The organism is Lysobacter arenosi (assembly GCF_016613475.2).
Classification (GTDB): Bacteria; Pseudomonadota; Gammaproteobacteria; order Xanthomonadales; family Xanthomonadaceae; genus Lysobacter_J; species Lysobacter_J arenosi.
Genome location: NZ_CP071517.1, coordinates 2,562,149 through 2,577,484 on the forward strand (window position 1 = coordinate 2,562,149; position 15,336 = coordinate 2,577,484).

A 15,336-nucleotide genomic window follows, 5' to 3' on the forward strand; every position below is an offset into this window, starting at 1 on the left:
ACATGCATCCTGCCTTCTCCGTCATCTTCTTCACCACGCTGTCCGGCGCCGGCTACGGCGTGCTCGCGCTGATCGGGGTGATGCTCGCAAGTCCCGGCTCGCAACTGCTGGTGCGCAACAACGAACCGGCGGCGTCGATGCTGCTGCCGCTTGCGTCGGCGCTGCTGCTGGCACTGGCCCTCGTCACCGTTGGCCTGCTCAGCTCCACCTTCCACCTCGGCAAGCCGATGCGCGCCTGGCGCGCGTTCTCGCAATGGCGCACGTCGTGGCTGTCGCGCGAAGGCGTGCTGGCCGTGACCACCTATGTGCCGGCCGTGGCGCTGGTCGTGCTGGTGCTGGGGGCATGGGCAGGCGGCGATCGCGAAGCCAACGCATTCGCGATGTCGGCGGCGGCGCTGGGGATCGTCACGACGGTGCTGGCGCTGGTCACCGTGGTCTGCACGGCGATGATCTATGCCTCGCTCAAGCCGATCCCGGCCTGGCAGCACACGCTCGTCGTTCCGGCGTACCTCGGGTTCGCGGTGCAGGCAGGGCTGGCCATCGTCGGATCGTTGATTGCGCTGTTACAGGCCACAGGAACCGGACTCGCGCCGCTGGCGATGGTGCTCGCGGCCGTCAGCGTCGTCCTGGTGGCAATCAAGATCCGCTACTGGCGCGACATCGACGGCCAGGCGCTGCCCGCAACGCGCGGCGATGCGGTGGGACTGCCCGGGCGCGATGTCAGCGTGTTCGAGCGGCCGCACAGCGAGCAGAACTACCTGACGCGCGAGATGGGTTTCGTCGTGGCGCGCAAGCATGCGCACAAGCTGCGCACGATCGCGCTGATCCTGTTCGGACTGGTGCCGGTCATCGCGGCGGTGCTGGTGTGGGCATTCCCCGCCGCCGCTGCGGTGGCGATGCCGCTGGCGGCGCTGTCCGTGCTATTCGGCGCATTCGTCGAACGCTGGCTGTTCTTTGCCCAGGCCCGGCACCTGGTTACGCTCTATTACTGAACGCAGCGCGTTTTCTGAATGCACGCGGCACTTTGCGCGCTGCCGGGTGGACCTGTAACCGCTTTCACTGCATCATTCGGTCCCTCCACCACTGCCGCGACCGACCATGCTTGGTGTGCTCGGACTCGCCCTGCTGGGCGGCTCCATCCTCACCCTGCCCTCGCCAGCCTTGAATGGCGACCCGACGCTGATCGCCATTGCGAGCGATCCGGCGCAGATGCGGCTGTACTGTTTTTCGACGCGCTGTGGCGACGAGGAGTGGCAAGTGGCGACGTCATCGTCGACGCCGACCGTTCCCGCCACGGCCGCGCGCGCGAAGTCGGTCCGCCTGCCCGGCAGCCAGCGCTACGCACAGCTCAGCGCGCCGGCGACGCCGCGCGAAAGCCGCAGCAACTACTCCAATGATTTCCGCATCGGCACGCGTTATGGCGTGCAGGCGATGCGCGATGGTCCGACGCAGCTGGGCCTGACCCTCGGTGCCGGTTACCGGCTGGCGCCGCTGTACGACGACGGCATCAACCAGGCCGGGCCGGTGCTGCGAGGCGAGCTGAACTTCGGACAGAAGATCGGCGAACGGGCGGTGTGGACGCAGCGCGTGCAGTTCGAAAGCGGACGCGGCGAGGCCTTCGTCAAGCAGTCGTTGAGCCTGGACGTGGCCCTGTGGCCGAACTGGTCGCTCGAGAGCGACTTCGCGATCCGCCACGACACGCAGAACGGCGGCGGCAGCGAGACCGCCGAGAGCAAGCTGGAACTGCGACGCCGGTTCTGAGGCCTCAGCTCGCCGCGATGAACTCGCCGGCACCCTGCTCCAGCAGCATTTGCGCGACTTCCAGTCCGAGGCATTCCGGCGCATCGCCGCGACCTTGCGCGTGCGCGCGCACGACGCGGCCGTCGGCGGCCGAACCGACCAGGCCGGCCAGGTAAAGATGTTCGCCATCGAGCTGCGCATAGGCCGCGACCGGTACATGGCAGCTGCCATGCAGGGCGCGGTTCATCGCGCGCTCGGCCTCGGCGCACACGCGCGTGCCGCTGTCGTCGAGCTGCGCGCACAACTCGCGCGTGGCGACGTCATCGTCGCGGCATTCGATCGCCACCGCGCCCTGCGCCGGCGCCGGCAACCATTGCGGAGCCTGCAGGCGCGAGCGGATGCGGTCGTCAAAGCCCAATCGCTCCAGTCCTGCGCAGGCCAGCACGATCGCGTCGTAATCGCCGTTGTCGAGCTTGGCCAGGCGCGTGTTGACGTTGCCGCGCAGGTCGAGCAACTGCAGGTCGGGTCGCAGCGCGCGCAGTTGCGCCTGGCGCCGCAGCGAGGACGTGCCCACGCGCGCGCCCTGCGGCAGCGCCGCGATGTCGGCAAAGTGGTTGCTGACGAAGGCGTCGGCGTAATCGGCGCGCGCCAGGATCGCCGGCAGGGCGAAGCCCGGTTCCAGCTCCATCGGCACGTCCTTGAGCGAGTGCACGGCGCAATCGGCCTCGCCACGCAGCATCGCCAGCTCCAGTTCCTTCAGGAACAGGCCCTTGCCGCCGATCGCCGCCAATGAACGGTCCAGCACCTCGTCGCCGCGCGTGCTCATCGGCACCAGGGTCACGGTCAGGCCGGGATTGGCGGCGCGGAGGCGGTCGGCGACGTGCTCGCTCTGCCACAGGGCAAGCGGGCTTTTGCGAGTGGCGATGCGGAGCGTGGTCATGGCGACATTATCGCCGGGAATGGGGGCAGGTGGCGCCGGAGGCCTGAATCGTGCCGGGCCGCAATGCGGCTCAGTTGTCAGGCCGCCTCATCTGACGCTGGCCGCATCGAAGTGCGGATTCTCGATGATGCCGAACCGGTTGCCGAACGGATCCGTTACCGCAGCGACCTTGATGCCGCCTCCGACGTCGGTGACCGGGTCGAGCGAGGTGGCGCCGAGCTCGATCAGCCTGGCGTGTGCCTGCGATGCGTCCGCCACGCCCCAAAGGGCCTGCGGCCCCGCAATGCCGGGTTCGCCATCGGGGATCAGACCAAGCTCGAAGCCGCCAACGTTGAAGCCGACGTAGAACGGCTCATCGAAGTAGGGCTGCTGGCCAAGCACCTGTGCGTACCAAAACTTCGCGGCCGCCAGATCGGGGGTCGGGTAGATCGTCGTTCGCAGGCCAAGGATCACTTGATGTCTCTCAATGAAATGACGGGATGCCGGCGAGCGGCCCATCGCCGGAGTCTAGCCCAGTCGTGCAGAGGCCTGGACTGGACGAGTGATCAAGCGATGTCCCGGGTGTCGATTCCTCCAACATGGGAATTGTCTTATGTACTTCCTTCGTGAGCCGGTCCAGTTTACGAACTGTGTCGAAAACCGATCGAGTACGAGTACATGGAACGCAAGAACTGGGCGGATCGTGAGCAATTGCTGCAACTGGGCGGCGCGACGCGCGAGCGGGCGAGGTTCTATGGCGCATCGCGCATGGGCAGCATCGAGCTTCAGTGCCCGGAGATGTCCATCTGGCTGCAGATGCGCGGCGCTTCCTGGCTGGAATCGAAGGAAGGCAGGTTCCGCCTTCTCGCTGGCGACTGGATGATCCTGGCGAAGGACTCGATGCCGGTCCTGCAAGCGGGTCAGCAGGGCATCTGCATCGGCCTGACCGTAGGCGAAGATGCGGTAAAGGCCATGGCTCACTTCTCCGATTTTGGCCTGCATGTCGGCCGCGGGCGGATGTCGACGGAAGAGGCCGGGGCGTTTGCCCGATTGTGGCGCCGGGCTGCCCGCCGCGCCGGCGAGTGTGATGGCCCGCTCCGCGTCGACCCGACGTTGCGATCGATGTTCATGCGACTGGAGTCGCTTCAACGCGATCAGCGCGCGGCACTGCTGCTGTGCCCGGGCAGCGCGCTCGCGCGAAAGCGCCAGGTCTTCGAGCGCATGCAACGCGCCCACCTGTACCTCGAGGGCAACTGCCATCGCATCGTCCGCATCACCGAGCTGGCCGAGCGCGCGCAGTTCTCGTCGTGGTACTTCTCGAAGGTCTTCGTCAAGCTGTATCGCAGAACGCCGCAGGAAGCCGCATCCTCATTCCGCCTGGAGCATGCAGCGTCATTGCTGACCTCCACTCCGATGACCATCAGCGAAGTCGGCATAGCGAGCGGCTTCGACAACAACTGCAGCTTCGCCCGAAGCTTCCGTGCTCGGTTCGGCATGACGGCAAGCGAATATCGCAACAGTCCGCAACCGTTTGAACACACTACGCAAACATGCGGAACATCACGGGCACGCCACGTAGCCATTGACCGCACGCAGCACCAACACAACGCAGCATGATGGTTTGACTCGCTCCGTCATAACGTTTACCGGCGTTTAACACGCTCATAACAGTTATCTGGAGAGAGATAAATGAACCATCGCAATCTGCGCACCGCGATACGCGTCGGCATGCTGCCGGCAGGCATCGCGATCGCACTGACGCCGGCGTTTGCCAGCGCCCAGGAAAACAGCGGCAAGGACGCCACGACCCTCGACAAGATCGAGGTCACCGGTTCGCGCATCAAACGCGTGGACATCGAGACTTCGCAGCCTGTGTTCTCGCTCAGCCGGGATGACATCGCCGCGCAGGGGCTGACCTCAGTTGGCGACGTCATCCAGAACATCACCAGCGCCACCTCGGCCCTCAACAGCACCAACAACAACGGCGGCAACGGCGAAACCCGCGTCAATCTGCGCGGTCTCGGCTCCGCTCGCACCCTGGTGCTGGTCAACGGCCGTCGCTGGGTCGGCGGCACTGGCCTGGGCGGCGCGGTCGACCTGAATACAATCCCGACCGCGGCGGTCGAGCGCATTGAAGTGTTGAAGGACGGCGCCTCAACTATTTATGGCTCCGACGCCATCGCCGGCGTGGTCAACGTGATCCTGCGCCAGAATTTCGAAGGCGCCGAAGCAAACGCCTATCTTGGCCAGTACGACAAGGGTGACGGCACCCGCCAGGCCTATGACTTCATCGTCGGAACGTCCAACGATCGCTTCTCGGCGATGCTCGGATACGGCTACGTCAAAGAAGAATCTGTCATGGCCGGCGACAGGTACATCTCGAAGGAGCCCATCTACACGACTGGCAACTTCTTCGGCAGCGGCACCAGTCCGGACGGACGCTTCGCCCTGTGCCGCAGTGGCTACGATGCCGCAGCCCGCAAGTGCAACGGCCCTCAGACCAATGCCCCGGGCCTGCCTGCTGCGGGAACGTTCACCTACGATGGACAGGGGAGCAGTCCGAGGGCGTACGTCCCAGGCCAGGACGCCTACAACTTCGCCCCCGAGAACTACCTGCTGACCCCGCAGGAACGCCGCTCTGTGTTCGGGAATGCATCATTCGACATCACTGATGACATTCGCTTCAAGACCACGGTCACCTACAACCAGCGTGAATCCGAGCAGTTGCTGGCGTCAATGCCGGTGACCCTGGGCACCGCGCCGGGTGCCACTCCGATCGGGCAGAGCATCTTCATCAGCAAGGACAACATCTACAGCCCGTTCGGCGCCGATGTTTCACGCATCAACCGCCGCACCACCGAAACCGGCGGGCGCTCGTTCAACCAGGATGTCAGGACGTTCGCGCTGGATGCCGGCCTCGAAGGCTCGCTGGCTATCGGCGAGAAGTTCCTTGACTGGGAAGCCGGCTACTTCTACGGCGAGAACAAAGCCAACGAAACCACATTCGGCTTGTTCAACCTCGAGGCCCTGCGTTCCGGCCTTGGCCCGTCTTTCCGCGACGCAAATGGTGTCGCCCACTGCGGTCGCCTGGGGGCCCCCATTGACGGCTGCGTGCCTCTCAACTTCCTGGGCGGCGTTGGCGGGCTCACGAAGGAAATGTTGGACTATGCGTCCTTCACTGCCCACGACGAATACAAGTACCAACAGAAGTCCTACTATGCAAACGTCAGCAGCGAGCTGTTCGACATGCCTGCCGGTCCGCTGGGTTTCTCGCTCGGACTGGAGCACCGCACCGAGTCTGGCTACGACTCGCCGGACGCGCTGATCAACGCGGGCAGCACCACGGGCAACGCCCGTCGTGCCACCGCGGGTGGCTACAGCGTCGACGAGGCCTATCTGGAACTCGCGATCCCGGTGTTGGCCGACCTGCCCGGCGCCAAGTTGCTGGACTTCAGCGTGGCCTCGCGCTACTCGGATTACAGCAACTTCGGCGACACGCTGAACAGCAAGTTCGGTTTCCGCTGGAAGCCGATCGATGACTTGTTGGTTCGCGGCAACTGGACGGAGGGCTTCCGCGCCCCATCCATCGATGAGCTGTTCGCAGGCCAGGGCGATTCGTTCCCGAACCTGAGCGATCCCTGCAACACCACCAACTATCCGCTGCTGCCCCCCACGGCCCAAAGCCGCTGTCATGCTGAAGGCGTGCCGGCCGGTGGTTACGCCCAGGATGGCCAGCAGATCCGCATCTCCGTCGGCGGAAATCCCCACCTGAAGCCTGAGAAGGCCGAGAGCGTCACGTTTGGTTTCGTCTACAGCCCGCATTTCGCCGAAGGTCTGGATATCTCTCTGGACTGGTGGAAAATCAAGCTGGACGACGCCATCACGACCGTGGGTGGTACCGAGATCATTGACCAGTGCGTCCGCTCCGGCGGGACGGGTCCGACTTGCTCGCTGTATACCCGCAAGGCCGATGGCACCATCAACACCCTGCGCAACTACAACACGAACATTGGTGGCACCCGCCGCGAGGGTTACGATTTGACGGCGGCCTATCGCCTGCCCGAGACAGCCCTGGGCAAGTTCAGCTTCACCTGGGATACCACCTACATGGCGCAGTGGTTGGATGACCTGGATGGCGACGGCAAGCTTGGCGAAGACCAGCAATTGGCCCCGGCCATTGGCCAGCCGCTGAACCACGACGAAGGTGGAAACCTCGTTGGTGAGTACACGGACCGCGACAACAAGTGGCGCATTCGCTCCAACCTGGCGACCCGTTGGGACAAGGGCGACTGGGGTGCAACCTGGAACGTTCGCTACTATTCGTCGCAGGACGAGGTTTGCGACGCTCAGTATGAGGCGAATGGTTTCGGCTACCTGTGCACCCAAACCGACCGTTACATCGGCATTCCGACCGATGCCAACAACAACGGCGTGTGGGATGGGGAGGCAGGTGGTGACACCATCGCATCGCAGAAGGAATCGAGGCACCACATCGGCGCCACGACCTACCACGATGTCAGTGCCTACTGGAGGGCGCCGTGGAACGCGACGGTCACCCTCGGCATCAACAACGTGTTTGGCAAGAATCCGCCGATTGCACTCGAGGCGTTTGCCAACACGTTTGATCCGAGTTATGAACTGCCCGGCCAGTTCTTCTACATGCGCTACTCGCAGAAGTTCTGATGATTTTCGGTAAGTGAACGCAGCCTACGGCCCCGCAAGGGGCCGTAGTCTTTCTGGGCCGCGACGGCTGCAGGTGCCCGTACGGGCGTTCGGCGAAGCGCGGTCATGACCGGCGCCTGCGGCAGATGAGGGGAGGCACCTCACCCCAGGCCTACAGGTGCTTGAGCGTTTCCTTAAGCCCCGCCACGCAGCGGCGGCTGACTTCCAGCGGCTGCTTGCCATGGCGCAGCACCGCCTGCACGTGGCCGTCGGCGGCACGGCGCAGTTCGACGATCTCGTGGCGCGCGACCAGGCAGTTGCGATGGATGCGGACGAAGCGCTCGCCGAACTCGTCTTCGAGCGACTTCAGCGATTCCTCGATCAGGTCCTCGCCGCGGGCGTGGTGGACGACCACGTACTTCTCCTCGGCCTGCAGGTAGTGCACGTCCTCGATCGGGATCAGGCGCAGGCTGCCGCGCAGTCGCGCGCACAGGTGGCTGCGGCGCTGCCCGGCGCCGGGACCGGCGGAGGTGGTGGCGCGTTCGCGCCCGGCGGCGAAGGTGCGCACGCGTTCGAGCGCGGCGGCCAGGCGCTCGGCGCGCACCGGCTTGACCAGGTAGTCGATCGCCTCGGCTTCGAATGCCGAAAGCGCATGCGCGTCGTAGGCAGTGCAGAACACCACGGCCGGCCGCGGTTCGAACGCGGCCAGGTGGCGCGCGGCTTCGAGTCCGTCGATGCCCGGCATCGCGATGTCCAGCAGTACCAGGTCGGGATGGTGTTCGGCGCAGGCGTGCAGCGCATTCTGACCGTCGGCCGCCTCGGCGACGACCTCGACGCCGCGCTGCTCGGCCAATAGTCCCCGCAAGCGCTCGCGCGCCAGCGGTTCGTCGTCGGCGATCACTATCCTCATTGGCGCCTCTACCCGTTGGGCATTGCCTCGGGCTGATGGTAGCCCCCGGCAGCGTCCGCTACCAATCGGTCAGGGGGATTGGATCAACAAGGATGCGACTCAGCCCGCAAATCGCTCGTCCAGCCAGTCGCCCAGGGCCTGGATTTCCTCGGCGCAGACCTGGTGGGCCATCGGGTAGTCGTGCCATTCCAGGGCAAAGCCCAGGTCCTTCAAGGTCGCCGCGCCCATCTGGCCGACCACCGCCGGCACCACCGGATCGAACTGGCCGTGGGCCATGAACACCGGCTGCGACAAGGCCGCAGGCTTGAGTTTCGTTGCCGCCTGGTGCGGTCCCAGCGGCAGGTAGGTCGACAGTCCGGCAATGCCGGCCAGGGGCTGCTCGCGCCCAAGGGCCGAGGCCAGCGCAATCGCGCCGCCCTGGGAAAAGCCGATCAGGACGATGCGCTCGGGTGCTATCCCGCGCGCGGCTTCGCGCGCGATCAGCGCCTCGACCTGCGCCACCGACTCGGTCACGCCGGCTTCGTCGGCACGCTTGCCGGCGGCCAGTGCGTCGAAGTCGAAGCTGACGATGTCGTACCAGGCGCGCATGCGCATGCCGTTGTTGATCGTGACCGCGCGCACCGGCGCGTGCGGGAACACGAAGCGGATCGCCGGCCAGTCGCGGCGCACCAGCTCGGGCACGATCGGGGCGAAGTCATGGCCGTCGGCACCCAGCCCGTGCAGCCACAGCACGGTCCAGGTCGGCGAAGGGGCGGTTTCGTGCTCGACCGTCTCGAGCAGGGGGGCGTTGGAATCCATGCCGGCATTGTCGCCGCTGTGGGGTTGCCCTGCCATGCCTGCCGCCCCGGACCGCCGCGCCAGCGAAATTGTGTATCGCCGGGGTCGGCGCGTACCCTTGCCGGCATGTCCGCGTCCTCCGCCCTCCACGCTGCCGTACGCCTGCTGCTGCTCGGCCTGCTGTTGGCCAGCTTCACGCTGAAGCCGGCGTTGGCGTTCGCCGAGGAAGTGCACGAGCTGGTGGCGCATGCGGCGGCGGGCAGTCACGGGCATGGCCACGAGTTTGGTGAGCATGATGTGGATGACCACGCGCCGGCACCCGACGACGGCAAGTCCGGGCATGACGACGACCACTGGCACCTGACCCATTGCTGCGGCCAGCAGGCGGCGATGCTGCCGCGGATGCAGTTCGACCTCCCGACCACCGTTGCCGCCTCACCGGTGGCAACGCTGTCGGTCGCCTTCGCGCCGACGCGCCTGACCGCTCCGTTCCGTCCTCCGATCGCGGTGTGACCTGTCCGGCCCTTGCGCCGGCTGTCCGTCCCCTCTTCTTTCGGAGCTTCTCCCATGTATTCGCGACTCGCGGCCCGTGCCGCGTTGGTCGTCGTGCTTGCTGCGGCCCTGCCCGCACAAGCCGGCGAACGCTTGACCCTGGACGATGCGTTCGCACGCGTCGTCGGCACCGCATCACTGCCTCCCCATCCCGAACTGCGCCTGGGCGGCGCCCGTGGCGATGTCCTCGCCGCCGAACTCGAAGTCGCCGCGCAACGGCCGGCGCTCGTGGCCGGCGCCGAACTCGAGAACGTGCTGGGCAGCAACACTTACCGCGGCATCGATCGCGCCGAACTGACGCTGACGCTGGCGTCGGTGCTGGAGCGCGGCGGCAAACGCGATGCGCGTCGTGCCCTGGCGCAAAGCCGCATCGATGCCCTCGGCATCGAACGCGAAGCCAGTCGCCTGGACCTGCTGGCGGAAACCGCGCGGCGCTATCTCGCCGTCGTCGCCGCCGGCCCGCAGCTGGCGATCGCCGACGAGGACATCGCGCAACGTCGCCGCACGGTCGTGGCCGCGCAACGGCGGCTGGATGCCGGCGCATCACCGGAGTCGGTGGTGCTGACCGCGCAGGCCGCACTCGCGCGCGCCGAACTCGAACGGCGCCGTACCGCCCAGCAACAGGCAGCCGCGCGCCAGCACCTGGCGGCCCTGTGGGGCGAGCGCGAGCCCGACTTCGAGCCTGCCGGCGCCAACGTGCTGGACCTGCCGGAGATCGCCGACTTCGGCGAACTCGCACAACTGCTGCAGCGCACGCCGGAACTGGCGCGCTTCGCCGACCAGCGCCGCATTGGCGAAGCGCGCCTGCAGCTGGCACGCGCGCAGGCCACGCCCGACCTCGAATGGCAGCTCGGCGTGCGCGGCTTCAAGGAAGACAGCGACATCGCATTGATTGGCGGCCTGTCGCTGCCGCTGGCCAGCGGACGCCGGGCGCAGCCGCAGATCCGCGCCGCGCAGGCCGAACTGGCCGTCACCGAAGTCGAGCAGGAGGCGCAGGGACTGGCCCTGTACTCGACCCTGGTCGAAGCGCACGGCCGCTACCGCGTCGCGCAGCTGGAAGTGCTGCGTCTGCGCGACGACGTGCTGCCCAAGCTGGCGCGTGCCCAGGCCGCAGCCGAGCGCGCGTTCGGCGCCGGCGCGATCAGCTACCTGGAAATCGCCCAGCTGCAGTCGGAAACCACCAGCGCGCGGCGCGAGCAGCTCGATGCCGCGCTGTCGGCACAGCGTGCCCTGATCGAAATCCAGCGACTCACCGGCGAACCGCTCGTCGTTGCCGCCGCCCCAGCACAAGGCCAGCCCCTGCCATGAACAAATCCACGAACACGATCGCGCTTGCGATCGCGCTTGCGCTGACGCTGCTGCTGGCCGCCTGTGGCGGCGAGCGTTCCGCCGAGGCCGGGCATGCACACGACGCCGGCGACGAACACGGCCAGGCCGAGGAAGCACGCAAGGGCGCCCATGGCGGCCGCGTGCTGGAACAGTCCGGCTACCGCGTCGAACTGGCGATCGCCGAAGCCGGCATGCCGCCGCGCTACCAGGCCTGGCTGTACCGCGGCGACGCGCCGCTGGCGGCGACGACCGGGTCGGTCGAGGTGCGCCTGCGACGCCTGGACGGTGCCAGCGAGCGTCATGTCCTCACGCCACGCCCTGACGGCAGCCTGATCGCGACCAGTATCGTCGGCGAGCCGCATTCGTTCGACGTCGAAGTGCTCGCCACCATCGAAGGCAAGGCGCTGCGCTGGAGTTACCCGAGCTACGAGGGACGCACGCGCATAGCCGAGGCGACCGCGCGGACGTCGGGCATCCGGGTCGCCCCCGCCGCGGCCGGCATGATCGCCGACGAGCACGAGGTGCAGGGCCTGCTGACGCCGGTCGAAGGGCGCCAGGCCAAGGTGGCCGCGCGCTTCCCGGGCCCGGTGCGCGCGTTGCGCGCGAACCTCGGCGATCGCGTCCGCGCCGGCCAGCCGCTGGCGACGATCGAAAGCAACCTCAGCCTGAGCGCCTACACGGTCACCTCGCCCATCGACGGCGTCGTGCTCGCGCGCAATGCGGCAGTCGGTGACGTGGCCGCGGAAGGCGCATCGCTGTTCGAGATCGCCGACCTGTCCAGGCTGTGGGTCGACCTGCACATCTTCGGCGCCGACGCCCAGCACATCCGCCCGGGTGTTCCGGTGCGGGTCACGCGCCTGAGCGATGGTGTGAGCGTGGACACGCAGCTCGAACGCGTGCTGCCCAACACCGCCACCGCCAGCCAGAGCACGGTGGCCCGCGCCACGCTCGACAACGCCGACGGCCTGTGGCGACCGGGTTCGGCGGTGCAGGCGCGCATCACGGTCGCCCAGCAACCGGCCGCGCTGGTGGTGCCGCTGTCGGCGCTGCAGACCTTCCGCGACTGGGACGTGGTGTTCATCCGCGTCGGCGATACCTTCGAGGTGCGTCCGCTCGAACTGGGCCAACGCGACGGGCAACGGGTGGAGGTTCTGTCCGGATTGAAGCCCGGCGACCAGGTCGTGGTCGAACAGAGCTACCTCATCAAGGCGGACATCGAAAAGTCCGGCGCCTCGCACGACCACTGAGGACGCCGACATGCTCGAGAGAATCATCCGCTTCGCCATCGGCCACCGCTGGCTGATGCTCGCGCTCACCCTGGCACTGGTGCTGCTGGGCATCTGGAGCTTCCGCCAACTGCCGATCGACGCCACGCCGGACATCACCAACGTCCAGGTGCAGATCAATTCCGAAGCCACCGGCTACTCGCCACTGGAGTCGGAACAGCGCATCACCTTCCCGATCGAGACGGCGATGGCCGGCCTGCCCGGGCTCGACTACACCCGTTCGCTGTCGCGCTACGGCCTGTCCCAGGTCACGGTGGTGTTCAAGGATGGCACCGACCTGTACTTCGCCCGCCAGCAGGTCGCGGAGCGCTTGCAGCAGACGCGCTCGCAGCTGCCAGCGGGGATCGAGCCGGAAATGGGGCCGATCGCCACCGGCCTGGGCGAGATCTTCATGTACACCGTCGAGGCCAACCCGGAGGCGCGCAAGCCCGACGGCACGCCCTGGACCTCCACCGACCTGCGCACCCTGCAGGACTGGGTGGTGCGGCCGCAGCTGCGCAACACGCCGGGGGTGACCGAGGTCAACACGATCGGCGGCTTCGCCCGGCAGATCCACATCACCCCGGAGCCGGCGCGGATGGTCGCGCTCGGCTTCACCCTGCGCGACCTCGTCACCGCGGTGGCCGCCAACAACCAGAACATCGGCGCCGGTTACATCGAGCGCAACGGCCAGCAGTTCCTGGTGCGCGTGCCGGGCCAGGTGGCCGATGCCACGGCGATCGGCGAGATCGTGCTGGACCGTCGCGATGGCGTGCCGATCCGCGTGCGCGATGTCGCCAATGTCGGCGAAGGGCCGGAGTTGCGTAACGGTGCCGCCACCCAGGACGGCCGCGAGGTCGTGCTGGGCACGGTGTTCATGCTGGTCGGCGCCAACAGCCGCGATGTCGCCCAGGCCAGCGCGGCGCGGCTGGAACAGGTCAACGCCAGCCTGCCACCGGGCGTGGTCGCCACCGCCGTCTACGACCGCACCGCGCTGGTCGACCGCACGATCGCGACGGTGTCGAAGAACCTCGCGGAGGGCGCGCTGCTCGTGGTGGTGGTGCTGTTCGTGCTGCTCGGCAATTTCCGCGCGGCGCTGATCACGGCGGCGGTCATTCCGCTGGCGATGCTGTTCACCGTGTGGGGCATGGTCCGCGGCGGCGTGTCGGGCAACCTGATGAGCCTGGGTGCGCTCGACTTCGGCCTGATCGTCGACGGCGCGGTGATCATCATCGAGAACTGCCTGCGCCGCTTCGGCGAGATGCAGCATGCGCTGGGCCGCACGCTCGAGAAGGAGGAACGCTTCGAGCTGACCGCCAAGGCCACGGCCGAAGTGATCCGGCCGAGCCTGTTCGGCGTGGGCATCATCACCGCCGTCTACCTGCCGATCTTCGCCCTCACCGGTATCGAGGGAAAGATGTTCCACCCGATGGCGATCACGGTGGTACTGGCACTGAGCGGGGCGATGCTGCTGTCGCTGACGTTCGTGCCGGCGGCGATCGCGTTGTTCCTCGGCGGTCGCGTGGAGGAGAAGGAGAACCGGGTGATGCAGTGGTGCAGCCGTCGCTATGCGCCGCTGCTGGCGTGGTCGCTTCGCCGCCGCGCCTGGGTGTTCGCTGCCGCTGTAATGCTGGTGGTGGGCTGTGGCCTGCTGGCCACGCGGCTTGGCAGCGAGTTCATCCCCAACCTCGACGAAGGCGACCTGACGATCCATGCGCTGCGCATTCCCGGAACCAGCCTGACCCAGGCGGTGTCGATGCAGGCGACGCTGGAGCGCACGCTCGGAAATCTTCCCGAGGTCGAGCGCGTCTTCAGCAAGATCGGTACGGCCGAGATTGCCAACGACCCGATGCCGCCGTCGGTGACCGACACCTTCGTGATGCTCAAGCCGCGCGGGGACTGGCCCGACCCGGGCAAGTCCAGGGCGGCGCTGCTCTCCGAGTTCGAGGCGGCGGCGCGCAGCCTGCCGGGCAACAACTACGAGTTCACCCAGCCCATCCAGATGCGCATGAACGAGCTGATCTCGGGCGTGCGTGCCGATGTCGCGGTCAAGGTCTACGGCGACGACCTCGACACGCTGGTCGAGCTCGGCCAACGCATCGAGGAAGTGGCCAAAGCGGTGCCTGGCGCGGCCGACGTCAAGATCGAACAGGCCACCGGCCTGCCGCTGCTGACGGTGGTTCCCGATCGCCAGGCGCTGGTGCGTTATGGCCTCAACCCGGGCGACGTGCAGGCCACGCTGGCCACGGCGGTCGGTGGCGAGGTGGCAGGGCAACTGTTCGAAGGCGACCGCCGCTTCGACATCGTCGTGCGCCTGCCGGAGCGGTTGCGACAGGATCCGGCGGCACTGGAAGACCTGCCGATTCCGTTGCCGGCCGATGCCGCCGGCCACGACGAGTCCAGCCTGGCCGGCAGCTGGAGCGCCGGCACGCCGCGCACGGTTCCGCTGCGCGAGGTGGCGAGGATCGAAACCCTGCTCGGACCGAACCAGATCAACCGCGAGAACGGCAAGCGCCGCGTGGTGGTGACGGCCAACGTGCGCGGTCGCGACCTCGGCGGCTTCGTCAGCGAACTGCGCGAACGCGTCGACGCGCAGGTGCGCATGCCCACTGGCTACTGGATCGACTACGGCGGCACGTTCGAGCAGTTGATCTCCGCCAGCCAGCGCCTGTCGGTGGTGGTGCCGGTGACCTTGGCGATCATTTTCGCCCTGCTGTTCTGGTCGCTGGGTTCGGTGCGCGATGCCGCCATCGTCTTCAGCGGCGTGCCGCTGGCGTTGACCGGTGGCGTGGTGGCGCTGGCGCTGCGCGGGATTCCGTTGTCGATCTCCGCCGGCGTCGGCTTCATCGCGCTGTCGGGCGTGGCCGTGCTCAACGGCCTGGTGATGATTGCCTTCATCCGCAAGCTGCGCGAACAGGGTGCGGCGCTGGACGTGGCCATCGTCGATGGTGCGCTCGGGCGGTTGCGGCCGGTGCTGATGACGGCGCTGGTGGCGTCGCTGGGCTTCGTGCCGATGGCATTCAACCAGGGCGCGGGGGCCGAGGTGCAGCGCCCGCTGGCGACCGTGGTGATCGGCGGGATCGTGTCGTCGACGCTGCTGACGTTGCTGGTGCTGCCGGTGCTGTACCGCTGGCTGCACCGCAAGGACCACGCCTAGGGATCCGCAGGTGCAGGGGCCAGCT

Annotated in this window: 12 protein-coding genes; 8 read left to right on the forward strand and 4 right to left on the reverse strand. The window is 67.3% G+C overall.

Going from position 1 to position 15,336, the window contains the following annotated elements:
- Positions 1 to 2: 2 nt before the first annotated feature.
- Positions 3 to 992: a dimethyl sulfoxide reductase anchor subunit family protein gene (locus HIV01_RS11930; RefSeq protein ID WP_200607375.1), complete on the forward strand. Its 990-nt coding sequence runs from the start codon at positions 3 to 5 to the stop codon at positions 990 to 992.
- A 106-nt stretch (positions 993 to 1,098) separates the two neighbouring features.
- Positions 1,099 to 1,761 carry a DUF481 domain-containing protein gene (locus HIV01_RS11935; protein ID WP_200607377.1) on the forward strand — a complete coding sequence of 221 codons (663 nt, stop codon included), beginning with the start codon at positions 1,099 to 1,101 and terminating at the stop codon, positions 1,759 to 1,761.
- A gap of 4 nt (positions 1,762 to 1,765) precedes the next feature.
- Here the strand turns inward: HIV01_RS11935 and hemC are convergent, their stop codons facing one another.
- Positions 1,766 to 2,680, reverse strand: a complete 915-nt coding sequence (gene hemC, locus HIV01_RS11940; RefSeq protein WP_200607379.1) for a hydroxymethylbilane synthase — start codon at positions 2,678 to 2,680, stop codon at positions 1,766 to 1,768.
- Between the two features lie 87 nt (positions 2,681 to 2,767).
- Complete coding sequence (locus tag HIV01_RS11945; protein WP_200607381.1) at positions 2,768 to 3,178, reverse strand: VOC family protein; 411 nt, start codon at positions 3,176 to 3,178, stop codon at positions 2,768 to 2,770.
- 159 nt (positions 3,179 to 3,337) lie between these two features.
- On the opposite strand from HIV01_RS11945, the gene HIV01_RS11950 reads away from it, so the two are divergent.
- A complete protein-coding gene (locus HIV01_RS11950; protein ID WP_200607383.1) occupies positions 3,338 to 4,276 on the forward strand; it encodes a helix-turn-helix transcriptional regulator in 939 nt (312 codons plus the stop codon).
- A 111-nt stretch (positions 4,277 to 4,387) separates the two neighbouring features.
- On the forward strand, positions 4,388 to 7,342 hold the full coding sequence (locus HIV01_RS11955) for a TonB-dependent receptor domain-containing protein (protein WP_425600230.1): 2,955 nt from the start codon (positions 4,388 to 4,390) through the stop codon (positions 7,340 to 7,342).
- A gap of 151 nt (positions 7,343 to 7,493) precedes the next feature.
- Here HIV01_RS11955 and HIV01_RS11960 read toward each other — a convergent pair whose 3' ends face one another.
- A complete protein-coding gene (locus tag HIV01_RS11960; RefSeq protein ID WP_200607387.1) occupies positions 7,494 to 8,231 on the reverse strand; it encodes a LytR/AlgR family response regulator transcription factor in 738 nt (245 codons plus the stop codon).
- A 99-nt stretch (positions 8,232 to 8,330) separates the two neighbouring features.
- Positions 8,331 to 9,029 (reverse strand): alpha/beta hydrolase, encoded by a 699-nt coding sequence (locus HIV01_RS11965; protein ID WP_200607389.1) that lies wholly within the window; start codon positions 9,027 to 9,029, stop codon positions 8,331 to 8,333.
- 105 nt (positions 9,030 to 9,134) lie between these two features.
- Between HIV01_RS11965 and HIV01_RS11970 the strand changes: the two genes are divergently transcribed.
- The 4 genes from HIV01_RS11970 to HIV01_RS11985 are packed head-to-tail and all read left to right on the forward strand — an operon-like array spanning position 9,135 to position 15,311.
- Positions 9,135 to 9,521 carry a hypothetical protein gene (locus HIV01_RS11970; RefSeq protein WP_200607391.1) on the forward strand — a complete coding sequence of 129 codons (387 nt, stop codon included), beginning with the start codon at positions 9,135 to 9,137 and terminating at the stop codon, positions 9,519 to 9,521.
- 54 nt (positions 9,522 to 9,575) lie between these two features.
- Positions 9,576 to 10,868, forward strand: a complete 1,293-nt coding sequence (locus HIV01_RS11975) for a TolC family protein (protein WP_200607393.1) — start codon at positions 9,576 to 9,578, stop codon at positions 10,866 to 10,868.
- Positions 10,865 to 12,136, forward strand: a complete 1,272-nt coding sequence (locus HIV01_RS11980; protein WP_200607395.1) for an efflux RND transporter periplasmic adaptor subunit — start codon at positions 10,865 to 10,867, stop codon at positions 12,134 to 12,136. Before HIV01_RS11975 ends, HIV01_RS11980 begins: the two co-directional genes overlap by 4 nt.
- A 10-nt stretch (positions 12,137 to 12,146) precedes the next feature.
- On the forward strand, positions 12,147 to 15,311 hold the full coding sequence (locus HIV01_RS11985) for an efflux RND transporter permease subunit (RefSeq protein ID WP_200607397.1): 3,165 nt from the start codon (positions 12,147 to 12,149) through the stop codon (positions 15,309 to 15,311).
- Positions 15,312 to 15,336 lie beyond the last annotated feature (25 nt).